Origin of the sequence: Bradyrhizobium sp. LTSP857, assembly GCF_000938285.1 — a bacterium.
GTDB lineage: Bacteria > Pseudomonadota > Alphaproteobacteria > Rhizobiales > Xanthobacteraceae > Bradyrhizobium.
In genome coordinates this window covers 182,831-207,547 of the sequence record NZ_JYMS01000045.1, presented here as the reverse complement: position 1 = coordinate 207,547, position 24,717 = coordinate 182,831, and the positions used below count along the sequence as shown (strand labels likewise).

Below are 24,717 nucleotides of genomic sequence, written 5' to 3'. Positions count from 1 at the left end.
ACGCGTATCAGGTCCGCAGTTGCGCGATCAGGCTGCGTGCGATCCGCATATCGGCGATGTCGGATCCCTCGGTCATCGCCCCGCATACTTTCTCAAGAATTGAGAGTGCCTCTGTACGCTGGTCCCGTCCAATCCTGAACTGCGCGATGCTGATTGCGCATCGCAGCTGCCAGAAGCCCGCGCCCTGCTGTGCTGCCAAGTCCATGGCCTCGTCAAAGCAGGCTTCAGCGGCTTGCGAATGCGGCGCCTCTTTCAGCATCAGCTCGCCCTTGATGCGGAGCAGCTCCGGCAGATACCAGCGTTCCTGTCTGTCATTGCAGCGCGCCAGCGCACTCTCGATCGTGTCGAAGCCGTGATGGACCTGGTTGGCCTGTCCGAAACAGGCCGCGAGCTCACCGAGCAGGGGAAGAAAGCGCGGCAGGAAGCGCGCATCGCCGGCGCGATTGAGCTCGTCGCGCAGGAGCGGCAGGCCTGTCTCGATGTTTGTGCGCCTGGCGATCACCAGTGCGTTGAAAGCGCGCGCCCACAGGCTCCAGAGCCGTATCGCGTGGCGTTCGGTATGTTCGAGCAGCTCGGTGCCATAGCGTTCAGCCGCTTCGTAGTCCCCGGCCAGGAAGGCGATCGGGCAGGCGGCTTGCCCAAGCACGCTACAGAAGGTCAGCGCGTGGCCGTTGGCACGGCCTTCGTGGATGTTCCGTTCGGCCAGCGTCAGGGCCTGATCTGCAAAACCCTGGAGCCACAGGATGCGGGCGCGGAAATATTGCGTCGATATCCGCAGATCAAGCGGAAAGATCTTTGGCCTCTCGGCCAGCACATGCAGCGATGCATTCACCCGGTCGATGCGGACCCGCGCCTCGTTCTGGTCGCCGAGATAATGCAACGCAACCGCCATGAGCCGGTCCGCCAGCATGAGGTCGGTCTTGTCGGATGAACTCGCGGCGGCTTCGGTGAAACGATCGGCGAGCGCGCGTGCCTTGCCGAACGCCCCGTTGTTGAACTGGTCGATGCACAAGCCCCAGAGTGCGCGTAGCCGGAAATCCTGGTCGTCGAGCCTGTCAGCCAATTCGAGCGTGGCCTCGAGGATCGGGCGGGCCTCGCGTGCCCGACCTTCGCCGTACATCAGCGACCAGCCCAGCGCCGCCAGGAGCTGCATGCGAACCCGCTCGTCGCCACTGGCATGGTCTCCGAGCGCGGCAAGCGCCGTTCTGGCGCGCTCGCGACACTCGGCGAATAACGACAGGCGCACCCAGAGCGTGACCGCGACCGCCGTCAGCGCAATGCCCAGCTGTGCGTCGCCATCGGGTGAGAAGGCCCAATCCAGCGCGGCGCGCAGATTGTCCAATTCCGCGCCATAGGTGCCAAGCCAGTCGGATAGCGGAGAGGAGGTCTCCGATTCAGCGCGCTCGAACAGGTCCCGAATATATTCGGCATGTCGTTGCGCAATCGGCTTCGCCTCGCCGATCTCGTTCAGCTTCCCGAGTGCGTAGGTGCGCGTGGTATCCAGCAGGCGATAGCGCAGCGCCCGTGCGCCGGACGGCGCGATCAGCGATTTCGTGACGAGATTGTCGATCGCCTCCATGGTCTCCGACGCACTGAGCCCATCGCCGGAGGCGACGGCGGCAGCCGCTTCCGGCGTGAATGGCCCGACGAAGACCGATAATCTGCGCAGGATGGCGCTCTCGGATGGGGGAAGGAGATCGTAGCTCCAGTCGAGCGCGGCGCTGAGCGTCTGGTGTCGCGGAATCGCGGTGCGTCGCCCGCGCCATTGCAGTGAAAAGCGGCTGTCAAGAAGGGAGGCCGTGCCCGCGATTCCATACGCATTGACGCGCCCCGCGGCGAGCTCGATCGCAAGCGCGATGCCGTCGAGACGGCGGCAGATGTCCGCAACCAGCGGCGCCTCCTCCGCGCTGAGCTGAAACGGGCCGGAGCTCTGCGCGATACGTTCGACGAAGAGCTGGGCTGCGGGATAGGCGAGGATTTCGGCCACGGCGAGGTCGTCGCGCCGGGGCGGACAATCGAGCGGAAACAGCCGAAAGATCCGTTCGCCTTCGCTGCGAAAGGATTCCCGGCTGGTGGCGAGCACATGCAATCGCGGTGCCTCGCGAACGAGGCGTTCGACGAGCGGCGCAAGGGTCTCCAGCACGTGCTCGCAGCTGTCGAAGATCAGCAGCGTCGATTTCGCCTGGAGATGTGTCAGCAGGGCCGGGACCGGATCCTCCGCGTTGATCGCGAGCCCGAGTGTCGATGCGATGGTGATTGCGGCGAGCTCGGGCTTCCTCACCGGTCCGAAGTCGACGAAGAAGATTTGTCCGTCGAACTGGGCCAGCCGGCGATGGCCCACGGTCACGGCCACTGCGGTCTTGCCGATGCCGCCAGGGCCAACCACGGTGACGAAACGATGCAGCGAGAGACCGGTCGAAATCTTCTCGATGACGTCGTCTCGGCCGATCACTCGGGCGAGCGGAGGCGGAAGCGAATGGGAGAGGGGGACGTCGACCGGGGACGGCTGGACCGCAGCTACAGTCTGGGTGAGGGACGCGACGAAGCAATAGCCGCGGCCGGGGACATTGACGACGTAGCGGGCCGACTTGCCGGTATCGCCAAGTGCCTTGCGCAGCGCTGCAATGTGGAAGCGAAGGCTGCCATCGTCCACGTTCACGTCGGCCCAGACGCGTTTGACCAGCTCCCGCTTGTCGATGACTTCGCCGGGACGCTCGGCCAGGAAGATCAGGATATCGAGCGCGCGACCGCCAACGTGAAGTTGTGCGCCGTCCTTTTCCAAGAGTCTGGACTTGGAAAACAGTCGAAATGGCCCAAAAGAAATGGCCGAGTCCTGGTTGTTATCGGCTGGCACGCGCCATCGCCCCCTCGGCAGGGAGTCAAAAATGTTTGAATTGGGTCTAGCAGATCGAGGCGGTGAGTAAACTGGACGAAAGCAGCGGGGGCGGCTGCTGGCCCGCTGCCGGTTGCTTCGATCCGCGTTTCATAGACGGAAATATCGCTTGTGGATGAATGGCTTAAGTCGGCGGCGGAAACGGCTCGGTCTGGGCAGCTGTCTGCCTCGCGCAGGGGAGCATGCTGCAAAACGGGGGTGCAGGTTTTCGCTTTGCTCGTGAGCCGTGTCGTCTCGCCGGTCGCACCTGCCATTGACGATGGCCGCGTACAGCTGCGAATGGAGGTTTGGGAGCCGGTCCCGCCTCTGATCAAAGCTCACGACTTTCGGGACAGGACATGCCCTCCCTCTCGCGTCGACAATTCGTCAATGCGGCCGCGTTTGCGGCTACGCTTGCTGGAATTCCACGCAGCGGAAGAGCCGCAGATTATCCATCGCGTCCCATTCGGCTGGTGATCCCGTATACAGCGGGCGGCTCGGGTGACCAGATCGGACGTCCCTGGGCCGAGAGAATGTCATCGCGGCTCGGTCCGACTTTCGTCGAAAACATCGGCGGTGCGGGCGGCGCGATCGGCACGACGGCCGTCGCGCGCGATGAGCCCGACGGCCATTCGCTGCTTTTGGGAAATGGCAGCACGCAGGTCATCATTCCGCTGACGACGCCAAATCCGGCTTATTCCATCGGCGATTTCCGGGCGATCTATCGCCTGATCAACAGTGCGCTGGTTTTCGCTATCCATCCCTCGTTGCCGGCGACAAATCTGCGAGATTTGATCGCCTTTGCCAGGATCAATCCCGGCACGCTGTCCTATGGGACGCCCGGCATCGGCACCGGCAATCACCTCGTCGGCGAGTTGTTCAAGCAGCAGGCAGGCGCGTTGGATGTCGTCCACGTTCCCTATCGGGGGATATCGCAGGCAACCAACGACCTCGTCAGCGGCCAGATATCTCTCATCATTGCCGTCATGTCGGTTCAATTGCAGCAACTGCACCGGGCCGGCAAGATAAGGCTGCTCGCGGTCACGACCGACAGTCGGTTGAGCGGCGCGCCGGACATACCGACTGCAATTGAATCGGGCATGCCGGATCTCAGATATGAGGGATGGTTCGGCCTGTTCGCACCGAAGATGACCGAGGATGCGATCATCGATCGGATTGCGCAGGCGACACGGGCGGCGATGGCCGATCCTGAGCTTCAGGCGCATTATCGCGCACAGGGCATGGAGCCGGACAGCGATTCGAGCCCGGACAAATTCCAGCGCATCGTCGACGCCACATCGACAAGCCTTGCTCCCGTGATCAAGTCGATCGGGCTTAAGTCGTTGTGATCGCACGCTCGACGAGCGCGATGACCTCGTCCGCCTCTTGTTCTGTGCTGTCAAAGCGGGCCACGAAACGGATCACCTCTTGGCCTCGCCGCGCGAATTGCAGCCCGCTCGCTGCAAGCCTGGTGATGGCCAAAGCGGGCAGGTTGATGAAAACCAGATTGGCTTCCACTGGTGCATCGAGCCGAACGTCGGGCAGCGCGGCAAGACCCGCCCCAAGATGCGCGGCCACGGCATTGGCCTTTGCTGCGAGCCGTAGATAAAGACCATCCTCGACGTAAGCGAGCAGCTGCGCAGATGCATAGCGCATCTTCGACCAGGTCTGGCCGGCGCGGCGAAGCCGATAGGACAAAGGTTCGACGAGGTCCTGGTCGAAGACCACGATCGCGTCCGACGACATCGCCCCGTTTTTGGTCGCTCCGAAGGACAGGATATCGACGCCGGCCCGCCAGGTCATGTCGGCCGGGCTGCAGCCGAGACGCGCCAGCGCGTTGGCGAAGCGGGCGCCATCCATGTGCACCGACAGATTCTTGTCGCGGGCGATTGCACTGATCTCGGCGATATCAGCGAGAGAGTAGATGGTCCCGAATTCGCTGGCCTGGGTGATCGACACCGCATCGGGTTGCGAGCGATTGCGGACTCCCCAGGCCGTTCGGGCGAGCGCCTCGCGCAAGATCGCCGGCTCGATCCGAAAGTGCCGGCCGGGGAGGGTGAGGAGCTTCGCGCCGCCTGTGAAAGCTTCGGTCGCGCCGCCTTCCGCTGTGTGGATGTGCGCCTCCTCGTGACAATAGATGGCGCCATATGGCCGCGCGCAGGCCGCGAGTGAGAGCGCATTTGCCGCCGTGCCGGTCGCGACGGGGAATACAGTGACCTCGGTCTCGAACAGTGTCGAGAAGCGGCGGTTCAACAGTTTCGAACAATCGTCGTCACCGTAAGAGGCGGCCGGGCCGCGATTGGCCTCGGCAATCGCTTGCAGTATCTCGGGGCTAATCGGCGCGACGTTGTCGCTGCGGAAATTCGGGAGCGTCCGGGCTGCTTCGTTCATATGGTCCTGTCCTGCGATCATATCACGGTTGTTTGTTGCCGGTTTAAGCGCCGGTTGATCAGAAGCAAGGGGATTGCGGTGACGAGAATGAGCACTGCGGCCGCGGCAGCCGCAAGCCCCGCGCCCGTCCCTTCGATGGCATGGTACATGACAACGGTCGTGGTGACCCAGCCGCTCGCATAGAGGACGATGGTCGCGCTCAACTCGGATGCCGCCGTGATCCAGACGAGCACCAGCCCGCCGACAAGGCCGCTCGCCATCAACGGCACCGTCAGGGTTGCGAAGGTCGTGGTCGGTGAAACTCCGAGATTGATCGAGGCTTCCTCGAGCGAGGGATCGAGCTGATGTACGATTGCCGAGGATGACCGGATCGCGAAGGGCAGTTTGCGGACGACATAGGCGATGACGAGAATCAGCCAGCCTCCCGTCAGGACCAAGGGACCGCTGTTGAACGCGATGATGAGCCCGATCGCCAGGATCGTACCGGAGACCGCAAACGGCACCATGCCGATGAAGTCGAGCAACCCCGACAAGCGGGAGCGATGTCGGGCTACGACATAGCCGATCGGAGCCCCGATCAGCATGGTCGCGACGGCTGCAATGCTGGCGAGTGTGAGCGTGTTGAGCAGCGGCCGATAGGAGCCCGATAGCAGGGTGGCATAATTGCTCAATCCCAGCTCCCAGGTCAGGACGGGGCCGCGGAAGCGCAGAACGGAGACCATCAATACTGCTGCGAAAGGCAGCAGCGAGACGATGACGATGCCCCAACTGACGGTCGTAGCCGCAAGCCGCAGTCCTGGCGTCAGCGGCAGTTTCGCGGACGCGCTGCGTGCGCTGGTGGCGAAACGGCGCTTGCCGAGATAGTGCCGTTGCACGAGAAGCGTGAGCGCCGTGCAGGCGATCAGGAGCACGCTGAGCGCGCCCGCCGCAGCCGGGTTCGAGTCAGATTCACCTGCGAACAGCTTGAAAATGTCGACGGCCAGGAACGGCCGGTCTTCGGCCAGCACCGCCGGCACGCCGAAATTCTCCAACGCTTCAATAAATACCAGGAGTCCCCCGGCCAGGATCGCTGGCATCACGATCGGCAGCAACACGGTGCGGATCACATAGGGCCGTGAGCCGCCGAGATTGCGGGCTGCCTCTTCCATCGAGGCGTCGACGGCCTGGAAACCGGCCAGGACCGGCATGACAACATACGGATAGAGCGTCAACGTGAACACGATGACGATGCCGGGCAGGCCGTAGATCGAGCCGACAGGGATGCCGATCGCTCGCAAAGCCGTGGTGACGACGCCGGCATGGCCGAACAGCAGCACCAGCGCGTAGGCGCTGACGAAGGAGGGGAGGACCAGCGGCAGACTCGCGAGTGTCAGGAGGAGCGCGCGGCCCGGGACGTCGATCCGGGCGAGGCAGAAGGCGAGCGGGATGCCGATGGCGCAGGCGAAGACGGTCGCAAGCGCGGCTGCGAGCAGGCTGTTGCCGATGCTGCCGAGATAGTACCGGCTCTTTACAATCGCCGTGTAGTTTCCAAGTGTCAGGCCGCCCGTACCGTCGATCCGTATGCTTGCATCAAGGACGAGCGCCAGCGGGTAGAGCAGAAAAACCGCGAGCAACACCAGAGCTACCAACGTCACGATGGTGGCGAAGCGCTTCATGGCGACGGAAACGCCATGATCTGGGCAGGATCGTAGGCAAGCGCGAGCGATGCGCCAGGCAAGACATCGAACGCTTGCCCGCCGAGCGCGGAGATCCGAATCTGGGTGCCGTCCGGCAGGGTTGCGTGAAGACGCTGCATCGGGCCGAGAAATTCACGCAGCGTCAGGTGGGCTTGAATGCGTGGGCCGTCGGAGCCGTCTCCCAGCCGCAGGGCCTCCGGCCTGAGCGACAGAAGGACCGGTGCGCCCGGTGGGGCGATCTCGCCCCTGACAGCGAACTCCGTGCCGGCTGCCGCGACATGCGTATTGTGGCCGTCGAAAGCCCCTGCGATGCCCGGCACCATATTGGTCGAGCCCAGAAACTCGGCCACGAAGGCAGTCTGCGGCGTCCGATAGATGCGTTCGGGTGTGTCCACTTGCTCGACCTTGCCCTGACGCAAGACGGCAATGCGATCGGAAATGGCGAGCGCCTCCTCCTGATCATGTGTGACGTAAATCGCGGTCAGACCGAGCGCCTGCTGCAGCTGCCGGATCTCGATCCGCATTTCGGTGCGGAGCTGTGCGTCGAGATTGGACAAGGGCTCGTCGAAGAGGAGCACTGCGGGTTCGATCACGAGCGCGCGCGCGATTGCCACGCGTTGCAGCTGACCACCCGAGAGTTGATGCGGCGAGCGTGGACCGTAGCCGGCGAGACGCACCCGCTCGAGCGCCTTATCGACACGCGACTTGATCTCGGCCGCTGGAATGTTCCTGGCCTTCAGCCCGTAGGCTACGTTTCCGGCAACGGTATGGTTCGGGAAGATCGCGTAGTTCTGAAACACCATGCCGGTGTCGCGGCGATGCGCGGGCAGGCCATCGATGCGCCGCTCGTCAAAGGAAATGGAGCCGGATTCGACATCGGCAAAACCAGCGATCATGCGCAGCAGCGTCGTCTTCCCGCAGCCCGACGGCCCGAGCAGCGTGAACAGCTCGCCGTGCTTGATGTCGAGCGAGATGTCATCCACGGCCCGCACCGTGTCGAAGGTGCGGGTCAGGTTCTTGATCCGGATCGAGGTCATCAGATCAGCGTGTGTTCTGAATCGTGGTCTTCAGCCGCGCGAGGGTCTCGCGCCGGGCCGCTTCCCATTTGCCGTCGTCGTAGGGCAGCACCTTGATCACCGCGAACGGTGGCATGCCGGCCGCGAGGGCATCCAGTTCGATGTCCTGACGGGCAGGGCGCCGGAAGGTCGCCTTGAGCAACATCTCCTGGACTTCCTTGCTGGCCAGATAGTCAACGAGCTTCTTGGCCGGCTCCGGGTTCGGTCCCCCTTTCAGGACAGCCGCGCCTTCGACGCCCGCGTAAGTGCCCTCGGGCGGATAGACGACGCCCACCGGCGCACCATTATGGGCCCACAGGAAGCCGGCATATTCGAGGGTGATGCCGAGCGGATACTCGCCGCTGCCTACCCCGTCGAAGACCTGTGTCGAGCGGTTGAGGACTTTCGCATTCCCAAGCAGCTCGCCCATCTTCGTCCACGCCGCGTCTCCTTCGCCCCACAGCGAGAGAAGCGTGGTGGCCGCCGCATAGGAGAATCCGGAATTGGCCGGGTCGGTAAAGGCGAGCCTGCCTTTCCATTTCGGGTCGAGGAGATCGGCCCAGGATTTGGGCCCGCCGGCGCTGTCGATCGCCTTCGTGTTCAGGCCGATCACAACGACCTGGATGTTCGTGCCCAACCAGAGATCGTTTGGATCACGGAATTGGGCCGGCACGGCTTCGCGTCCCTTGGCCGGATAGGCCTGAAGGTAGGGGCTGGCCAGCCGCAGGATCGTCGCATTGACACCCCAGATCACGTCGCCCTGTGGATTGGCGGCTTCGGAGGCGACGCGGCGCACAAGGACACCTGATCCGGTCGACACCACGTCGACCTTGATTCCGGTCGCCTTGTTAAAACCGTCGCTGACAAGCTTGTTCACGGTGTCGTCGTTTGCCGAATAGAGCACGACGTTCTGCTGGGCCCATGCCGACCCGGCTGCGAGGAGCGATGCCGCGAGCGTCACTGCTCGGGCGAGGACGGAGGCAGGACATCTCATCGTGGTTCGCCCTTGTCGGTTTAGCCGTTGTTCATTTGATTGAGGCGAGGTGCTCGGCGGCTGCCTTGAGTCCTGCACCGTGCTGGATATTCAGACCGAGCTTCGTGAGCGCGTCTTCGAGATGCAGAAGGTCGGTCAGAATGGTTCCGTCGCTCAAAGCACCCATCGTGCCAAACCGGATGACCCGTCCGGAGAGACGGTTGCGGGCGCCCGCGATCACCGTGCGGTGATCCTGGTAGAGCTGCCGCACGATGGCTCCGCCTTCAAGCCCGTCAGGGACTTTGAACACCACGACCGTATTCGAGCGCGGCCCATCATTGCAAAAATCTGCGAGCCCGAGCGCTGCGCCGCCGGCGCGCAGCGCGCCGGAGAGCCGCTTGTGGCGCGCGAGCACGTTGGAGAAGCCCTCCTCGTGCATCATCGTCAAGGCTTCACGCAGGCCATAGATAAGGCTCACCGGAGCCGTGAACGCGGTCTCGTTCTGCTCCGCGGATTTCAGCGCTCGCCGGAAATCCCAATAGAAGACCGATCGTCCCACGTCCTGTTCGATCACGCGCCACGCCTTGGCGCTCACGCTGGCAAGAGCAAGGCCCGGCGGGCACATCAGGGCCTTCTGCGAGGCCGAGACCACGATGTCGACGCCCCATTCGTCCTGCCGCATCGCGATGCCGCCGAGACCACTCACCGAATCTGCGATGAGCAGCGTTGGCTGGTCGCGCATAAGTGCGCCCAGTGCTGCGAGATCGGCCACGATCCCGGTCGAGCTCTCATTGTGCACGACGACGACGGCCCGATAGGCGTGCTCGCGCAACCGGCCCTCCACCGCAGCGACATCGATCGCCTGGCCCCACGCGATGGGGACTGTGTCGACTGTGATGTTCATGGCCTTGGCAATCGAAGTGAAGCGCTCGCCAAATTGGCCGTGCTCGATCACGAGGATCCTGCTACCGGGTTCGACCACGTTGACGAGCGCGGCCTCCATCAGGCCCGTGCCCGAGCTGGCAAAAAACAGGACACGGTTCGTCGTGCCCAGAACCGGGCGGATCATCTCTTCTGCTTCGCCAATCGCAGTCCGGCACTCGGGACCGCGGTGGCTGACCATCAAGCGGGCCATCGCCTGCCGCACGCGCTCAGGGACTTCAGTTGGGCCGGGAAGCCGAAGGCGGTATCCCATCGAAGCGATGGCGGAAGGAGTGTCGTTGGTTGTCATAGCTTGAAGTCACCGTTCTGACGCATGTAGGGAACGAGTCCGCCAGCATCCAGAATCGCTAGCATGATCGGCGGCAGAGGCTCCGGTCTCGGCGTTTCGCCGGTGCGTTCGTTGCGGTTCGCACCTAGGCCGTCGGAGATCAGGATGTCGCCGTCGCGAATGCCCCTGTTTGCAGACGAGAGGCAGCAGGCCGTTGTTGATCCGGATTTTCGAGCGAGGATCTTCTCGGAGATCGTACGCCCGGCCATCTCTATCGAACCCCATTGAAAATGGAACGCCGTTACGCATAGTGTAACGGTGGTAAACCGAGGTCAACCGAAAATCGGCACAGGGATTTCGATGGCCAAGACACAAGGAGTCGCCGCCGTGCAACGCGCGCTGGCGATTCTGGACACCTTCGCGGGAGCCGGGGCGCGCGGCCTGGCGGACATCGCCAGGATCACGGGTTTGGCGAAGCCGACCGTGATGCGCTCGCTCGTGTCGTTGGACGAAGCCGGCTACCTCGTCCGCTTGGGTGACGGCCGCTATGCACTCGGCGCGAAGACTTTTCAGCTCGGCACCACATATCGGGCCAATTTCAATCTCGAACAGCACGTGCTGCCGGTGCTTCAGCAGCTGAGCCAGGACACCTTGGAGAGCAGCGCGTTCCATGTGCGCGAACGCGACAGCCGGCTCTGCCTATTTCGGGTGGATTCGCCCCAACTCGTCCGCGACGTCGCACGGCCCACAAATCTCGCGCCGCTCGATTTGACTTCGACGGGAGAGGTGCTGAGGACGGCCCGTTGGGCAGACCGCATGGATGACGGTGTGCGCGTCTTCGTCAGTTCCGGTGTCTACGACGCTGTAACGGCCTCCCTGTCCACCGCCGTCTTCGGCCATGACGGAGCGCTGGTCGGTGCCATGACCGTGAGCGGTCCCGTCGAACGTATCCGTCGGGCTGACCTCAAGGCGCTGGCATCTCGTCTCATCGACGCATCGCATCGGCTCTCACTTGTGCTCGGTGCGCCATTGCCCCGGGAGATCGGCACGCCGCGGATCATCAGCCTGCCATCGGCCGACTCTCCCTGAGACCACCTAGTCCGCGACACCGAATGCGGTCTTACGTTAAGGTAGCTCAATCCTTGAAGAACGGATTCGCTGGTCGCTCAAGGCCAAGATGATCGCGCAACGTCGTCCCTTCATAGTCCGTGCGAAATAGTCCGCGCTCCTGGAGAATGGGCACCACGAGCTCTACAAAATCCTCAAATCCTTCGTGGAAGTAGGGCGGCATCACGTTGAAGCCGTCGGCCGCGTGGTCTTCGAACCAGTGTTGCAGCGTGTCGGCGATGCGTTCGGCCGAGCCGCACAGCACCCAATGGCCGCGTGCGGCCGCGGTGAGATTGTAGAGATCGCGCAGAGTCATGTTCTCGCGGCGCGCCTTGGCAAGCATGACGCTGGCGAAGCTGTGATAGCTGTCGGACGGCGCGATGTCCGGAACCGGTCCGTCCAGATCATAGGCCGACATGTCGCGGCCGAAGCGGTCCGAGAGAATGGCGATTGCGTTGCTGCCGCTGACGAAGCTCTGGAGCACGTTGAGCTTCTCGAACGCCTCCTTGTCGGTGCGGCCGACGATCGGCATGACGCCCGGCAGTACCGTGACGTCTTCCGGCTTGCGGCCGAACGCCGGCAGACGGTCTTTCAATGACGCGTAGCCGGCCTTGGCTTCGTCGATGTCCTGCACCACGGAGAACACGATGTCGGCAGTGCGTGCGGCGAGCGCCTGTCCTGCCTCCGAGCCGCCGGCCTGGAGCACGACGGGGCGGCCTTGCGGGCTGCGGCCGATATTGAGTGGGCCCTTCACCTTGAAGAATGGGCCCTCATGGTCGATCGCGCGCAGCTTTGCCGGATCGATGTAGAGTCCGCTCGCGCGGTCGGTGACGATGGCGTCATCAGCCCAGCCGTCCCACAGGCCTTTCACGACGTCGAGGAATTCACCGGCCATCTCGTAACGGCGGGCGTGGTCGGGATGGGTGGTGCCGAAATTGGCAGCGGTCGCCGGATTGGCCGTCGTTACCGCATTCCACGCCGCGCGACCGTTGCTGATATGATCGAGCGAGGCGAATACGCGCGCGACTGAGAACGGATCGCTATAGGTCGTCGACACCGTGGCCCCGAGCCCGACATGGCTGGTCGAGGTGGCAAGTGCCGCCAGCATGGTCAGCGGCTCCAGTCGCAGCGTGTAGGAAGGATGCGCGCTGGCGTCTGCGTAGAGATTATCGCCCATGAAGATCAGGTCGAACTTGCCGCGCTCGGCGGTGCGGCCGATCTCCTGGATCGCCGCGAAGTCTTGGAAGCTGTCCACCGCGCCGGGATAGCGCCAGCCTGCGACGTGGCTGCCGGTCCCCAGGATGAACAGGCCGAGATGCATCTGACGTTTCATGGCATCATGTCCAGAACAGGAGCTTGCGTTCGAGAAAGCCGATCAGGCCGAAGAAGGCGAGGCTCGCGGCGGAGGCCACGAAGATCGCCGACCAGACCTGGACGAAGTCGATCTGGAGCACGGCCTGGTAGATCACCCAGCCGAGCCCGCCCTGGGCGCCGAGCATCTCGGTGACGATCGCCACGATGACGCTGCGCACGGTCGAGACGCGCATTCCGGCCAGTAGCAACGGCAATGCGGTCGGCAGGCGCAGGCGCCACAGCACGCCGAAGCGGCTTGCGCCAAAACTCTTCATGAGATCGACGGCGCGGCGATCGACACGGTCGAGTCCCGCCAGCATCGACAGCAGGACGGTAAAACTCACCGCCATCGCCACCATGACGATCTTCGAGCTGACGCCGATGCCGAACCAGAGCAGGATCAGTGGCGAATAGCCGACCACGGGCACTGAATTGATCGCTGTCGCAAACGGCAGGATCGCGCTACGCAACGCCGGCACTAAGGCGATGGCGACGGCAAGGCCGATGCCGATCAGGCAGCCGAGCCCATAGCCCACCAGCGCTTCGAGCAGGGTATAGCCGGCAGCATCAATGAGGATTGCACGCTTGGACCAGAGGCCGACGAGGATGTCGCTGACGGCTGGAAGAACATAGGCCGGCAGGTGCAGTCCGCGCGCCACGCCTTCCCAGCACGCGATCAGAAGGACGGCGCCCAGAATGCCGCGCTGGACCGCGAGCGAGGGTGAGGCAACGGCGCGGCTCATTGCTCGGCGTTCCAGAACACAAGACGCCGCTCGACCGCGGCGACGACTGCATAGAAGCCCGTGCCGAGCAGGGCGGCGGCGAGCAGGGCCGCCCAGATGGCGACCACGTTCTCGGTGAACATGGCCTGGAGCAGCAACACGCCGAGCCCGGTGGTGTCGCCGAACCATTCGCCGACGATCGCGCCGACCAGGCTCAGCGAAGCGGCAAGCCGCAGCGCCACGAATATCTGCGGAAGCGCGGATGGAAGCTGCAAGCGCGGCAGGAGCTGACGGTTGGAGGCGCCAAAGCTGCGCATCAAGTCAACCTGCTTGGGATCGACGGTCTCGAGGCCCGACAGGGTGTTCACCGTCACCGGAAAGAAGGTCAGATAGAATGCGATGATCGCCTTGGCGAGCAGCGTGTTGCCGAACCACAGCACGACCAGCGCGCCGAATGCGATGACCGGAATGGTCTGCGATACGACGAAGATCGGAAACACCATCTCGCGCAGCGCACGGACGCGGAAGAACGCGACGCCTATGAATACGCCGAACGCGCCGCCGGCGGCAAAGCCGATTAGCGTTTCCGCAAGCGTGCGCAGGAAGCCGTCGACATAGGCGCGCGGGGTGGCCGCAATCGCCATCAGGATCGTGCTGAGGCGCGGCAGATAATAGGGCCGGATGCCGAAGAGCAGCACTGAGCCTTCCCAGATCATTGCCGCAATGGTGAGGCCGAGCAGGAGCCGCATCAGCTTGCGCAGCCAATCCGGCATCGCCATGCGCCGCGCGGTCACCCCGCTTTCGCCAAGCGATGTCGCCGAAGGGCTGCTCACGGCAGCCGGTCTGCCAGCGGCACGCTCTGGATGAAGCTTGCGTCATAGGCAGCAGCGAGATCGAGCGGCTTGGAGATGACGCCGTATTTCAGGAAGAAGTCGTGGGCGGTCTTGACGGCGTCGGCGTCGATCCAGAACATGCCGTTCTTCGCCGCGGCGCCGGCCGTCATCAACCGCTTCACCTCGGTGAGCATGAACTCCTGCTGCGCGCGGTCGAGCGTGGGTGCTGCGGCCATCACGGTGTCGACGGCGCCCTTGGGATCGGCGAAGGCATCCTTCCAGCCCTTCAGCGAGGCGCGCAGGAAAGCCTTGACGAGCTCCGGCTTCTCCTTGGCGGTCGCCTCCGCCACGATCAGCGTGTCGCGCGGGAAGGTGATGCCGTAGTCCTCGGCGACGAAGGTCTTCAGGCTGTCCTTCGGCATGCGCGACTGGATGGTGTAGAACTCGTTGTAATAGGTCGCCGTGATGACGTCGACGTTGCCATCGACGAACGGCGTCACCGAGACCTGCTGCGGCTGGATCTTCACCTCGTCGGGCTTGATGCCTTCCTTGGCCAGCATGCCGTTCAGCACATGGTTGGCACCGGTGAACCAGGTGGTGACGGTCTTGCCCTTGAAGTCCTGGAGCGTCTTCACCGGTCCGTCCTTGCGGGTGACGAAGATGAAGGGCGTGATCTGGTGCGACACGCCGATGCAGACAATCGGCAGTCCCTTGTCACGGGCCGCGAAGACGCTGTCGGTGCCGCCGGACAGGCCGAACGTGTCGGCGCCGGTCGCAACCAGGTTTTCGGTGAGCAGATTGGGGCCGCCGGGATTGATGGTGAGGTCGATGCCCTCGGCTTTGTAATAACCCTTGGCCGCTGCGACGTAGAAGCCAGCGAACTGCGCCTGCGGCAGCCATTTCAGGCGCAGGCTCGCCTTCTGCGGCTCGGCCGCATGCGCCGACAGGGAGCCGGTCGCCAGCGCGATGGCGGAGAGGACTGAGAAGGCGTGGCGTCGGCTCAACATGGTCATGCTCCAGGCGGTGAAAATCAATTGCGGTAGGATGGATCGGTGCGGTCGAGCTGGCGCATCAGCGCCGGCCATTCGCGTTCGCCGGGCACGAGGATGTCGCCCTGCAACTCCCAGAACTGGCGGGCGGCCTTCTCACACACCTCGTGCGGCGGCATCACCAGTTTGGCGCCGGCTGCGGCGGCAGCCTGCATCTGGAGCTGGATCCGCGCGGCACGCTCGAAATAATAGAGCAGCATGAAGGCCTCGCCCGGCGTCCGTCCGACGGTGAGGATGCCGTGGTTGCGCATCAGCATGACCTTGTGCGGGCCGAGATCACGCACCAGGCGGACCTGCTCATCGACGTCGATGGCGACGCCTTCGTAATCGTGAAAGGCTTGGCGCTCGTAGAAGCGCATCGCGAACTGGCTGAGCGGCAGCAATCCCTTCTCCTGCCCGGAGACCGCAACGCTCGCGTCGGAATGGGTGTGCAGCACGCAGGCCGCATCGTGGTTTGAGGTGTGGATCGCGGCGTGGATCACGAAGGCTGCAACGTTCACGGCCTGCGGCGTGTCGTCGAGCTTGTTACCCCTGGTGTCGATCTTGACCAGGCTCGACGCCGAGATCTCGTCGAACAGCAGCCCATAGGGGTTGATGAGGAACTGATCTTCATGGCTGGGAACGCGCAAGGAGATGTGATTGTAGATCAAATCGTCCATGCCGAGCTTCGCAACCATGCGATAGCAGGCCGCAAGCTTGATCCGGGCATCCCATTCCGCCGGCTCGATGCCGCGCGGCGCGGGTTGCGGCTCTCGCGCTGACAACGCGTTCATTGCGACTTCTCCTGCGCGATGGAGGATTGGAACGATTTCATGCTTTCTTCCTCGATTGCATCGAGCAGCGTGCGCTTGAGACGGATGAATTCGGGGGACGTGACGATCTCGGGCCGGCGCGGGCGGGGGAGATCGACGACCTGTTCGAGCTTCACCGAGCCGGGGCGTGCCGTCATGACCAGCACGCGGTCGCCAAGGAAGATCGCCTCATCGACGTCGTGGGTGATGAAGAGAATGGTACGGCGGTATTTCTGCCAGACGTCGAGCAGCCAGCGCTGCATCATCGCCCGCGTCAGCGCGTCGAGCGCGCCGAACGGCTCGTCCAGCAGCATCAGGTCGCGCTCGAACAGAAAGGTGCGCATCAAGGCGACGCGCTGGCGCATGCCACCCGACAATTGATTGGGATATTGCTTCTCGAAACCGGCGAGCCCGAACTCGGGTAGCATCTTCAGCGCTTTGGCGCGCGCCTGGTCGCGCGGCATGCCCTCGACCTCGAGCGCGAGGATGGCGTTGTCGACCACGTTGCGCCAGGGAAACAGCAAGTCGCGCTGCGGCATGAAGGAGACGCGGCCGAGCAGATCGGCGGCGTGGCAGCTCTTGCCCTCGAAGCGAAGAATGCCACCGGCGTCCGGCTCTTCCAGTCCGGCAACGATGTTGAACAGGGTGCTCTTGCCGCAGCCGCTCGGGCCGACGACGGTGACGAACTCGCCGGGGGCGATGTTCGCCTGAAGTCCCGACAGTGCCGCGACAGCACCGAAGGTCTTGCTGACAGCACGCATTTCAAGCAGCGGCTCAGGCTTCGGCGGCGCCTGCGGGGCTTCGGTGGTCGGTCCGGGATTGGGTAGGCGTGCGGCCTGCACCGGCATGTCCTTGTATAATGGCGGCGGCCCTTCGCATACGACAGCGGACCGCATCGAAATCTCTTAGCAACTCGTGTGCCAGCGCGATTTCCGGGCAAATCAGGCATAAGACTTGCGAGATCGACGGCGAATGCGTCTGAGTCGTGCGTGTCCAAGAGAGAAAATCAGCTGTTTCACTGGAAGATGAGTGCCATTTTGTATACGTATATCGGTATCGGAGAAACATGATGGCGGATATTGGTGCACATATCGGAGGCAGACGCGTGAAAAACGGGCAAGAGTCCCTGGCGCCAAGCCCCGGCATAACGCTCGCCGAAAGCCTGCGCCAGAAGCTCGAAGGGGCGATCGCGGCGGGGCATCTCGAGCCGGGCAGCCGGCTCGACGAGCAGGAGATCGCCCAGCGCTTCGGGGTCTCGCGCACGCCGGTGCGGGAGGCGTTCCGCCTGATGGCCGCCAACAATCTGGTCGAGCTGCGCGGGCGGCAGGGGGCGACGGTCCGCAGCATCAAGGCGCAGGCGCTGATCGAGATGTTTCAGGTGATGGCGGAGCTCGAAGGGCTCTGCGCCCGCCTTGCCGCTCGGCGCGTCTCACAGGCTTGGGGTGGTGAAATTGGCGAGATTCATCAGCGGCTTGTAGCAGCAGGCTCAACCGGTGACATCAATGTCTTCTACGACATCAATCAGGAATTTCACGAGGCGATCTACGAAGCCTCCCGCAACACTTTCCTGGCCGAGCAGACCCGCAAGCTGCGCAATCAGGTGGCGGCGTATCGCCGCCGGGTGACGCGCATGCCGAACCGGATCGCCGATACGATCCGCGAGCACGAGGCGATCATGGAGGCGATCCTGGCCCATGATCCGGAGCGCGCACACAGCGCCATGCGGGATCATGTCAACCTGCTCGGCGACAACCTGCTGGACTTCCTGGCCGCCTTCGAATGACCCGGGGGCGCTTGGTATGCAAATTGCTAGACCTTGTATATCTAGCTTGCATCCTGGAGACCCGGAGTGGACCTTAAGCTGACGAACAAGACCGCCCTGATCACCGGCGCGTCGAAAGGAATTGGACTTGCGGTGGCCGAACTCTTCGCCGCGGAAGGGTGTCACCTGCATCTGGCCGCCCGCAACGGCGAGGCGATGCTCCAGGCCAAGCGGGAACTGGAATCCCGTCACGGCGTGAAGATCACGATCCACGCGCTCGACCTGTCGAGCACGGCTGCGATGGAGAAGCTCGCGGCGGAGGTCGGCGACATCGACATCCTCATCAACAATGCCGGTGACATCCCGGCCGGTTCGCTCGAGATCCTCGATGACGCGGCGTGGCGACGCGGCTTCGATCTCAAGGTGTTCGGCTACATCACGCTGTCGCGTCTCTATTATCCGCGCATGAAGGGCAAGGACGGCGTCATCATCAACATCATCGGCAATTCCGGCGAGAACTGGGATGCGAGCTACATCGCAGGCTCAACCGGCAACGCGGCGCTGATGTCCTTCACCAAGGCGCTCGGGGGCCGGAGCCTCGATCACGGCGTGCGCGTCGTCGCGGTCAATCCGGGACCGGTTGCGACCGACCGCATGCTCAAGATCATGAAGCGCAAGTCGATCGACATGCTCGGCGACGAGAGCCGCTGGGAGGAACTGTTCGACAAATACCCGGGCAAACGCCCCGCGACGTCGGAAGAGGTCGCCGATCTCGTTGCGTTCCTGTCCTCGCCGCGGTCCGGCTACATCACCGGCACCGTGGTGACGATCGACGGCGGCATCGCCGCGCGCGGCTCGGTGATCTGAGGCGCCGATGTCAGGACCTCAATCGGCAGCGATCGTCCGCAACCGCTATTTCGACGAGCTCTCGGCAACGCCGGGACTCTATTGGCTCGGCCAGAACACCAACCATATCGAGAGCCACCCCGCCGTGCGCGAGGCGATGCTGCGCTCGATCGAGGCTGGCGAGTTCAATGCCTATGCTCCGCCGCTTGGCTTCGAGGCACTGCGCGCCGCAATCGTTGCCGATCTCGGCACGCCGGGTGCGGAGGCGCTGGTGACCGAGGGCGGCGTCAACGCGCTGGCCATGATCTGTCGCGCGCGCTGCAAGCCCGGCACGACGCTGGTGACGACCGATCCGACCTGGAAATGGCCATGCCTGTTCGCGCGCCAGCAGGGCGCCGAGGTGATCGAGATTCCGATCTATGATCCGGCCTGCAACTACCGCCTGACGGCTGAGGCGCTAAAGGCGAATGTCGATGAGCGCACGGCGATCATCTATCTGGTCGATCCCAACAACCCGCTCGGCATCCGCTACACGCGCGAGGAGATCGAGAGCTTTGCAGCGATCGCGCGCGATTGCGGCGCGCTTTTGGTGCACGACTGTACTTACCGCGATTTCGCCGACGGCCACACGCCGGCGCTTCATGTGGCTCCGAAGGGCTCGGTCGTCTCGACCAGCTTTTCGAAATGGCTTGGGCTCGCGGGCTTGCGGATCGGCGCTCTCGTTGCCGCCCCGGATTTGTTCGAGGAACTGGCGCTGACGTCCACGAGCGTCCTCGGCACGAGCGTCATCGCCCAGCGCGCGGCGCAGGCGGGGCTTTCCGTCAAGGCCGAATGGATGAAGAAGGTCCGCGGCATTGACCGCGCAAACAAGGCGATGATCCAGGAAGCCGCTGCCGCGATCGAAGGATTGGCGCTGCCGATCATGCCATCGCACGGAAACTTTCTGGTGCTCGAAACCATCGCGGCGGGTATTCGCCCCGAGGCGCTGGTCGAATGCTATCGCCGCCAGGGCATCATGATCCGCCAGGGCACCTACCACACGCAGCGCTTCGGCGACCGTTTCGTGAAGATCAGCACCTCCGTGCCGCAGCCCTGGGCCGAGAAGTTCTGCACACTGTTGCCGGAGATGGTTGCGCAAGCGCGTACGCTCAACGATCTGCCGCCGCAATTCTAGGGACGATGCTGATGACGATAATCACGACCAAGGACGGCGTGAAGCTCTACGTAGAAGAAGCGGGCGAGGGCACGCCGATCCTCTTCATCCACGAATTCGGCGGCAATCACGCAAGCTGGGAGCCGCAGCTCCGCTTCTTCAGCCGGCGTCACCGCTGCATCACCTATGCCGCGCGCGGCTATCCGCCGTCTGATGTGCCTGACAGCGTGGAAGCCTATTCGCAGGCGATCGCCGCTGATGATGCGGTTGCCGTGCTCGACGCGCTCAAGATCGACAAGGCGCACATCGTCGGTCTCTCCATGGGCGGCTTCTGCACGGTGCATTTCGGTTTGCGTACGCCGGAGCGCGCCTTGTCGCTGACGGTGGCCGGTGCTGGTTACGGCTGCGAAAAAGAGTTCGAGGAGTATTTTCGCGGCGTCTCCCTCGAGGTTGCCGACAATTTCGAGAAGCAGGGCGCCAAGGAATTCTCCAAAGTCTATGCCCTCGGCGCGAGCCGGGTGCAGTTCCAGAACAAGGATCCGCGCGGCTGGCAGGAATTTGCTGATCGCCTCGCCACGCATTCCGACCGCGGAGCCGCCAACACCATGCGCGGCGTTCAGGCGCGGCGGCCGTCGTTCTACGATCTCGAGGACGGTCTGAAGACAATGATGGTGCCGACGCTGGTGATCGTCGGCGATGAGGATGATCACTGCCTCCAGCCTGGCATCTTCCTCAAGAAGACGATTCCGGCGTGCGGGCTCTCGGTGTTTCCCAAGACCGGGCACACTCTCAATCTGGAAGAGCCGGCGGCGTTCAACGCGCTGCTCGCCGAGTTCATCGCCCAGGTCGAGGCCGGACACTGGCTCCCGCGCGATCCACGCGCGCTGCCGGGCCAGATCATGCGCACGAAGTAGCGAAGCGATGACGACCCGACCTCTGATCGACGCCGATCGGCTCTGGACGCGCTTGATGGCGCTTGCCGAGATCGGGGCAACGCCCGCCGGCGGGGTCAACCGTCAGGCATTGAGCGACGGCGAGATCACGGCATGGCGTCGCGTCATCGGCTGGGGACTTGAAGCGGGTTTGACGCCATCGACGGATGCCGCGGGAAACCTGCTTCTGACGCTGGCCGGGCGCGACCGCACCGCGCCGCCGCTGCTGATCGGCAGTCATCTCGATAGCCAGCCGACCGGAGGGAAATTCGACGGCGCAGCCGGTGTGATGGCGGCGCTTGAAGCGGCGATCTCGCTGGCTGAACAAGGCGACAGGCCGGCGCGCGACGTCATCGTTGTTGCCTGGATGAACGAGGAGGGCTCGCGCTTTGCTCCGGGCATGATGGGCTCGGAGGCCTTTACCGGCGAGCGTGATATGGCGGCGATCCGCGCCGCGCGCGATGCAGAGGGCGTCAGCGTCGGTGAAGCGCTCGATCGTCTCCACGGGGCATTTCCCGATCTGCCGCACCGGCCGCTCGGCTTTGCCGTGGCGAGCTATCTCGAATTGCATATCGAGCAGGGGCCGCTGCTGGAGGCGGCCCGCCGCACGATCGGCGTCGTCACCGGCATCCAGGGCAAGAAGACCTTTCAAGTGATCGTCGAGGGTGCGGAGGGACACGCAGGCACGCTCGCGCAGCAGGAGAGGCGGGATGCGCTCGCGGCCTTTGCGCGGATCGCAACGGCGCTTCATGGTGAGATCGGCAGCATCGATGCCGACATCAAGTTCACTATTGGCCGCGTATCCGTCCAGCCCAACGCGCCTTCGGTGGTGCCGTCGCGTGTCAGCTTCAGCATCGATCTGCGCCATCCGGATAATTCGGTGCTTGACGCGGCGGGCGCGCGCATCACCGCGCTCTGCGGCCAGCATGCACCGCCGTGCCTGGTGATGGTGACGCCGCTGGTCGACGCGCCCTCGAACGCGTTCGATTCCCACCTGCGCGAGCTGATTTCACAGGCCGCACGCGACCAGGAATTTCCGGCCATGAGCATCCTGTCGGCCGCCGGTCACGACGCGCGCCATTTGGCCAAAGTCTGTCCGGCGGCGATGATCTTCATTCCTTGCCGGGACGGTGCGAGCCATGTGGAGCACGAATGGGCCGAGCCGGCTGATGTCGCCGCCGGCGCGTCCGTCCTGGCCCAAGTGTTGCGAGAGCTTGTATGACGGAAATTGCCCCAGAGGACTATCGCGATGCAATGGCACGTTTCGGTGCCGCGGTCAGCATCGTCACGACCGATGGTCCCGCAGGTCGCGCAGGCTTCACTGCGTCCGCCGTCTGTAGTGTCACCGATGATCCGCCGACGCTCCTGGTCTGCATGAATCGTGCATCCTCGGCGTATGCAAGCGTGGCCGGCAACAAATTGGTGTGTGTCAATGTGCTGTCAGCTCGGCAAGAGTCACTGTCACGGCTATTTGGCGGCAAGGTTCCCGTCGCGGAACGGTTCGCTGCGGCAGTGTGGTCGACGCTCGAAACGGGTGCACCCGTTCTCGCCGACTGCGCGGTTGCCTTCGACTGCCAGATCACTGATGTCGCCACGGTCGGCACGCACGATGTCTTGTTCTGCCGCGTCGTGGCGCTCCAGAAATCTGGCGAGACGGAGCACCTGATTTATCTAGGCCGCGCCTATCATTCTGTACGGACGGGCAGCTGAGCTTGCCCGCGGGACTTCTCAGATGCCGGCTGTTCGCGGGGCGGGGAACGGCGCGGGGTTCGCGAAGCGTTTGACGATGTTGGTGATCAATTGCGCTGCGACGCTGTCGTAATTGTCGATCGGCAGCGCGCCGATGAAGTTCATCGATCCGACCGAGAACACGGCGCCGCCGTTCGGGGTCTCGAAGAACGTCAGGTCGGACCGGATGATGGCCTCGCGCGCGGCCGGCCAGGTGTGATCGTAACGCTCCTCGTTGACCGGCTGGTAGGTCGGCTCGTTAAGCACCGCCCGCCCGACAATGATGGCGTGGGGCGGCGTGCCGAGGCGGACATCGGCGCGATCGAGCTCATGGCCCGCGGCGCCGCCGCCCATCAGCCCGCGCTCGCCGAGAATGCCGCCGGGCTTCGCCTTGCCTTCCATGCCCTCGCGCATGAAGGCGACGCGTGGATCGAGAATGCCGTCGAGGAAGGTGTAGGGGAAACCCATGTATTCGCCCTGCGTGCTGAAGCCGACACCGGCCAACAGCTGCGGCGGTCGGCCGAGGCGGCGCCAGAGGCCGCCATAGGAACCGTCGAAGGCGTGGTAGCTTTCGCCCGGCTCTGTCCCCCAGAGACGGATGCCGCCCTCGGCGCGCCGCAGCTCCAGGGCCCAGGGGCCGCTCGCATGCGGCACCACCTTCCAGTAGAAACCGTTGCCGCCGAGATAGACGAAGCGGCCGCCTTGCTCGAGATAGGTACTGAGCGCATCGAGCGTTTCGGTGGTGTGGTATTCCGGGTGCTGGCCGGTGAGCACGACGGAATATTTCGAAAGCAGCTCGGCACCTTCGGCGTGCACGTCGTGATCGGTGATCACCTCGAAGTCGATGCCCTTGCGCGTCAGCAGATCGGTGATGTAGCTGTCGGCCGAGATCCAATACAGGCCGGAGCCATAAGGGCTCGGGTCGATGAGATGGATCTGATTGACCCGCTTGTCGATCAGGGGCCGGCGCATCGTCGACATGCCGACGCCGCTGCCGTCGGAATGGAAATTGTAAGGTGAGACGCCGTATTCGGGATGGCCGTCGGGCGCTTGCGCCAGAGCGCCCCAGGCCCGCGACCGCTCGGTGATCAGCGCCTCGCGTCCCTTCTTCTGATACTGGCTGTAGACGGTGTAGCTGAATGTCGGCGCCAGGAAAGCGACCTTGGCCTGCGAGCCCGCGATCGCGGCGCGGACATAGAACACGATGTTGTCGCGTGCGCCGTCCTTCTCGAGATGCAAGGCATAGACGCCGCTCTGCCATTCCGTCGGCACGACGAAGCTGAGCGAGGGCGTCCAGCCGGCGTCGCCGATATCGTCATCGTGGAAATGAATAGCACCCCACTGCGCCGGCGCCTCGGTCCAGTGATGCAAGGCGCCGGTCCAGCGCGAGCCGGTCATGGCGCGCGTCGGCAGGTTGACGCAGCGTCCATGCGCTTTCGCCGGCCCGATATCGGTGGCGACGTCGGTGGGGATGCCGATCGACAGGTCCCATTCGGCAATGGTGCCGCCCGGTGTCGCGGCGCCACTGCGTTGCGTCGCCAGCATCGCGCCGACGTCACCGACGCCATCGACAATGCGCGGACGTTCGATCTTGCCGTTGAAGTGCTGATGGACGCCAACGCCTGAACGCTCTGCCGCGACGGCAGCCGCACCTGTCCCGGACAGCGGGGCGTTCCTGGTCGCGATGCTCTTCTCGGCGCGCTCGTCGTAATCGAGCCTCGCCTTGCGCGGCGCCTGCGCCAGTTGCAGCGTCCCGCTGGCCGGATCGTACCGGCAGGCGATATCGTGCCAGGCGCGCTCGGTGAGGGGGACGCTGAGGTCGACATCGACGACGCCCTCTGATGTCGCGAGCCTACAGAAAGCTCCCTTGGCGCCGATGCCAAGTGTCAATGCAGCATGGCCGTTGCTCCAGCTCAGGACAGCCTGCCGGCCTGCCGCGATCAGCGTCGGCCAAATCGTCGCCGCGAAGGCAATCGGCCGTTCGCCGCTGCCGAGATCGAGTGTGGGAATATCGATCCATGAACCTTTGGCGATTTGTTGCTCCGGCCCGTCATGCTCGCCCTCCAGCGCCGAGGAGACGGGAATCTCGCGATAGCCCGGGCCCTGCGGGTTCGGATCGCCGCAGATCACGCGGGCGATGCGGGCGCGGTAGCGTCCGCCGCCGCGGACGCCGATCATGAAATTGATCGTCTCGCCGGGGCGCACGCTCCAGCGGTCGACATAGCCGGTGATGGGAAGCATGAAAGTCTCTTTCGCAAGGCACG

Annotated in this window: 22 protein-coding genes; 8 read left to right on the top strand and 14 right to left on the bottom strand. The window is 64.0% G+C overall.

All coding sequences use genetic code 11. The features are described 5' to 3' along the window. Window positions 1-7 precede the first annotated feature (7 nt). The gene (locus UP06_RS28900) at window positions 8-2,854 is read right to left on the bottom strand and encodes an ATP-binding protein (protein WP_045007067.1); all 2,847 of its coding nucleotides are present in this window, start codon (window positions 2,852-2,854) and stop codon (window positions 8-10) included. Between the two features lie 377 nt (window positions 2,855-3,231). Here UP06_RS28900 and UP06_RS28895 point away from each other — a divergent pair, with 377 nt between their 5' ends. Continuing rightward, window positions 3,232-4,221: a Bug family tripartite tricarboxylate transporter substrate binding protein gene (locus tag UP06_RS28895; RefSeq protein WP_045007066.1), complete on the top strand. Its 990-nt coding sequence runs from the start codon at window positions 3,232-3,234 to the stop codon at window positions 4,219-4,221. Here UP06_RS28895 and UP06_RS28890 read toward each other — a convergent pair. The 6 genes from UP06_RS28890 to UP06_RS28865 form a co-directional block, all read right to left on the bottom strand. Then, complete coding sequence (locus tag UP06_RS28890; RefSeq protein WP_045007188.1) at window positions 4,208-5,263, bottom strand: threonine aldolase family protein; 1,056 nt, start codon at window positions 5,261-5,263, stop codon at window positions 4,208-4,210. The two genes, UP06_RS28895 and UP06_RS28890, sit on opposite strands and share 14 nt — an antisense overlap. A gap of 17 nt (window positions 5,264-5,280) precedes the next feature. Next, complete coding sequence (locus UP06_RS28885; protein ID WP_045007065.1) at window positions 5,281-6,918, bottom strand: ABC transporter permease; 1,638 nt, start codon at window positions 6,916-6,918, stop codon at window positions 5,281-5,283. Next, a complete protein-coding gene (locus UP06_RS28880; protein WP_045007064.1) occupies window positions 6,915-7,976 on the bottom strand; it encodes an ABC transporter ATP-binding protein in 1,062 nt (353 codons plus the stop codon). Before UP06_RS28880 ends, UP06_RS28885 begins: the two co-directional genes overlap by 4 nt. A 4-nt stretch (window positions 7,977-7,980) precedes the next feature. Then, the gene (locus UP06_RS28875) at window positions 7,981-8,955 is read right to left on the bottom strand and encodes an extracellular solute-binding protein (protein WP_050032180.1); all 975 of its coding nucleotides are present in this window, start codon (window positions 8,953-8,955) and stop codon (window positions 7,981-7,983) included. A 64-nt stretch (window positions 8,956-9,019) separates the two neighbouring features. Continuing rightward, window positions 9,020-10,090, bottom strand: a complete 1,071-nt coding sequence (locus UP06_RS28870; RefSeq protein ID WP_245305581.1) for a pyridoxal-phosphate-dependent aminotransferase family protein — start codon at window positions 10,088-10,090, stop codon at window positions 9,020-9,022. A gap of 104 nt (window positions 10,091-10,194) precedes the next feature. Beyond that, window positions 10,195-10,446, bottom strand: coding sequence for a 3-isopropylmalate dehydratase small subunit (locus UP06_RS28865; protein ID WP_045007063.1), 252 nt, complete (start codon window positions 10,444-10,446; stop codon window positions 10,195-10,197). A 91-nt stretch (window positions 10,447-10,537) separates the two neighbouring features. Here UP06_RS28865 and UP06_RS28860 point away from each other — a divergent pair, with 91 nt between their 5' ends. Further along, window positions 10,538-11,266 (top strand): IclR family transcriptional regulator, encoded by a 729-nt coding sequence (locus tag UP06_RS28860; RefSeq protein WP_045007062.1) that lies wholly within the window; start codon window positions 10,538-10,540, stop codon window positions 11,264-11,266. Window positions 11,267-11,312: 46 nt separating this feature from the next. Here UP06_RS28860 and UP06_RS28855 read toward each other — a convergent pair whose 3' ends face one another. From UP06_RS28855 to UP06_RS28830, 6 genes are read right to left on the bottom strand one after another with little or no spacing between them, the layout of a single operon-like run. Next, on the bottom strand, window positions 11,313-12,617 hold the full coding sequence (locus UP06_RS28855; protein ID WP_045007061.1) for an LLM class flavin-dependent oxidoreductase: 1,305 nt from the start codon (window positions 12,615-12,617) through the stop codon (window positions 11,313-11,315). A 4-nt stretch (window positions 12,618-12,621) separates the two neighbouring features. Then, window positions 12,622-13,380: an ABC transporter permease gene (locus UP06_RS28850; protein ID WP_045007060.1), complete on the bottom strand. Its 759-nt coding sequence runs from the start codon at window positions 13,378-13,380 to the stop codon at window positions 12,622-12,624. Then, the gene (locus tag UP06_RS28845) at window positions 13,377-14,192 is read right to left on the bottom strand and encodes an ABC transporter permease (RefSeq protein WP_050032176.1); all 816 of its coding nucleotides are present in this window, start codon (window positions 14,190-14,192) and stop codon (window positions 13,377-13,379) included. The genes UP06_RS28850 and UP06_RS28845 overlap by 4 nt, the downstream gene beginning before the upstream one ends. Beyond that, the gene (locus tag UP06_RS28840; protein WP_045007184.1) at window positions 14,189-15,199 is read right to left on the bottom strand and encodes an ABC transporter substrate-binding protein; all 1,011 of its coding nucleotides are present in this window, start codon (window positions 15,197-15,199) and stop codon (window positions 14,189-14,191) included. The genes UP06_RS28845 and UP06_RS28840 overlap by 4 nt, the downstream gene beginning before the upstream one ends. A 23-nt stretch (window positions 15,200-15,222) precedes the next feature. Then, window positions 15,223-16,014: a class II aldolase/adducin family protein gene (locus UP06_RS28835; protein ID WP_045007059.1), complete on the bottom strand. Its 792-nt coding sequence runs from the start codon at window positions 16,012-16,014 to the stop codon at window positions 15,223-15,225. Beyond that, window positions 16,011-16,874, bottom strand: a complete 864-nt coding sequence (locus tag UP06_RS28830; RefSeq protein ID WP_082081691.1) for an ABC transporter ATP-binding protein — start codon at window positions 16,872-16,874, stop codon at window positions 16,011-16,013. Before UP06_RS28830 ends, UP06_RS28835 begins: the two co-directional genes overlap by 4 nt. Before the next feature lie 224 nt (window positions 16,875-17,098). Here UP06_RS28830 and UP06_RS28825 point away from each other — a divergent pair, with 224 nt between their 5' ends. The 6 genes from UP06_RS28825 (at window position 17,099) to UP06_RS28800 (ending at window position 22,435) form a co-directional block, all read left to right on the top strand. Beyond that, on the top strand, window positions 17,099-17,815 hold the full coding sequence (locus UP06_RS28825) for a GntR family transcriptional regulator (protein WP_197087414.1): 717 nt from the start codon (window positions 17,099-17,101) through the stop codon (window positions 17,813-17,815). A 66-nt stretch (window positions 17,816-17,881) separates the two neighbouring features. Further along, window positions 17,882-18,661 (top strand): SDR family oxidoreductase, encoded by a 780-nt coding sequence (locus UP06_RS28820; protein WP_045007058.1) that lies wholly within the window; start codon window positions 17,882-17,884, stop codon window positions 18,659-18,661. Between the two features lie 7 nt (window positions 18,662-18,668). After that, a complete protein-coding gene (locus UP06_RS28815; protein WP_045007057.1) occupies window positions 18,669-19,814 on the top strand; it encodes a pyridoxal phosphate-dependent aminotransferase in 1,146 nt (381 codons plus the stop codon). 11 nt (window positions 19,815-19,825) lie between these two features. Further along, complete coding sequence (locus UP06_RS28810) at window positions 19,826-20,707, top strand: alpha/beta fold hydrolase (protein ID WP_045007181.1); 882 nt, start codon at window positions 19,826-19,828, stop codon at window positions 20,705-20,707. Between the two features lie 7 nt (window positions 20,708-20,714). Then, window positions 20,715-21,947, top strand: a complete 1,233-nt coding sequence (locus UP06_RS28805) for a Zn-dependent hydrolase (protein WP_045007056.1) — start codon at window positions 20,715-20,717, stop codon at window positions 21,945-21,947. Further along, entirely contained in the window at window positions 21,944-22,435 is a 492-nt protein-coding gene (locus UP06_RS28800) for a flavin reductase (RefSeq protein ID WP_045007055.1), read from the top strand. Before UP06_RS28805 ends, UP06_RS28800 begins: the two co-directional genes overlap by 4 nt. A gap of 18 nt (window positions 22,436-22,453) precedes the next feature. Here UP06_RS28800 and UP06_RS28795 read toward each other — a convergent pair whose 3' ends face one another. Continuing rightward, the gene (locus tag UP06_RS28795) at window positions 22,454-24,694 is read right to left on the bottom strand and encodes a N,N-dimethylformamidase beta subunit family domain-containing protein (RefSeq protein ID WP_045007054.1); all 2,241 of its coding nucleotides are present in this window, start codon (window positions 24,692-24,694) and stop codon (window positions 22,454-22,456) included. Window positions 24,695-24,717: the final 23 nt, after the last annotated feature.

What these genes read in the sequence shown, in the direction of transcription:
- UP06_RS28895 (WP_045007066.1), top strand. Translation starts at nt 3,232, where the DNA reads ATGCCCTCCCTCTCGCGTCGACAATTCGTCAATGCGGCCGCGTTTGCG.
- UP06_RS28890 (WP_045007188.1), bottom strand. Translation starts at nt 5,263, where the DNA reads ATGAACGAAGCAGCCCGGACGCTCCCGAATTTCCGCAGCGACAACGTC.
- UP06_RS28885 (WP_045007065.1), bottom strand. Translation starts at nt 6,918, where the DNA reads ATGAAGCGCTTCGCCACCATCGTGACGTTGGTAGCTCTGGTGTTGCTC.
- UP06_RS28880 (WP_045007064.1), bottom strand. Translation starts at nt 7,976, where the DNA reads ATGACCTCGATCCGGATCAAGAACCTGACCCGCACCTTCGACACGGTG.
- UP06_RS28870 (WP_245305581.1), bottom strand. Translation starts at nt 10,090, where the DNA reads ATGGTCAGCCACCGCGGTCCCGAGTGCCGGACTGCGATTGGCGAAGCA.
- UP06_RS28865 (WP_045007063.1), bottom strand. Translation starts at nt 10,446, where the DNA reads ATGGCCGGGCGTACGATCTCCGAGAAGATCCTCGCTCGAAAATCCGGA.
- UP06_RS28860 (WP_045007062.1), top strand. Translation starts at nt 10,538, where the DNA reads ATGGCCAAGACACAAGGAGTCGCCGCCGTGCAACGCGCGCTGGCGATT.
- UP06_RS28855 (WP_045007061.1), bottom strand. Translation starts at nt 12,617, where the DNA reads ATGAAACGTCAGATGCATCTCGGCCTGTTCATCCTGGGGACCGGCAGC.
- UP06_RS28850 (WP_045007060.1), bottom strand. Translation starts at nt 13,380, where the DNA reads ATGAGCCGCGCCGTTGCCTCACCCTCGCTCGCGGTCCAGCGCGGCATT.
- UP06_RS28840 (WP_045007184.1), bottom strand. Translation starts at nt 15,199, where the DNA reads ATGTTGAGCCGACGCCACGCCTTCTCAGTCCTCTCCGCCATCGCGCTG.
- UP06_RS28835 (WP_045007059.1), bottom strand. Translation starts at nt 16,014, where the DNA reads ATGAACGCGTTGTCAGCGCGAGAGCCGCAACCCGCGCCGCGCGGCATC.
- UP06_RS28825 (WP_197087414.1), top strand. Translation starts at nt 17,099, where the DNA reads ATGATGGCGGATATTGGTGCACATATCGGAGGCAGACGCGTGAAAAAC.
- UP06_RS28815 (WP_045007057.1), top strand. Translation starts at nt 18,669, where the DNA reads ATGTCAGGACCTCAATCGGCAGCGATCGTCCGCAACCGCTATTTCGAC.
- UP06_RS28810 (WP_045007181.1), top strand. Translation starts at nt 19,826, where the DNA reads ATGACGATAATCACGACCAAGGACGGCGTGAAGCTCTACGTAGAAGAA.
- UP06_RS28805 (WP_045007056.1), top strand. Translation starts at nt 20,715, where the DNA reads ATGACGACCCGACCTCTGATCGACGCCGATCGGCTCTGGACGCGCTTG.
- UP06_RS28800 (WP_045007055.1), top strand. Translation starts at nt 21,944, where the DNA reads ATGACGGAAATTGCCCCAGAGGACTATCGCGATGCAATGGCACGTTTC.
- UP06_RS28795 (WP_045007054.1), bottom strand. Translation starts at nt 24,694, where the DNA reads ATGCTTCCCATCACCGGCTATGTCGACCGCTGGAGCGTGCGCCCCGGC.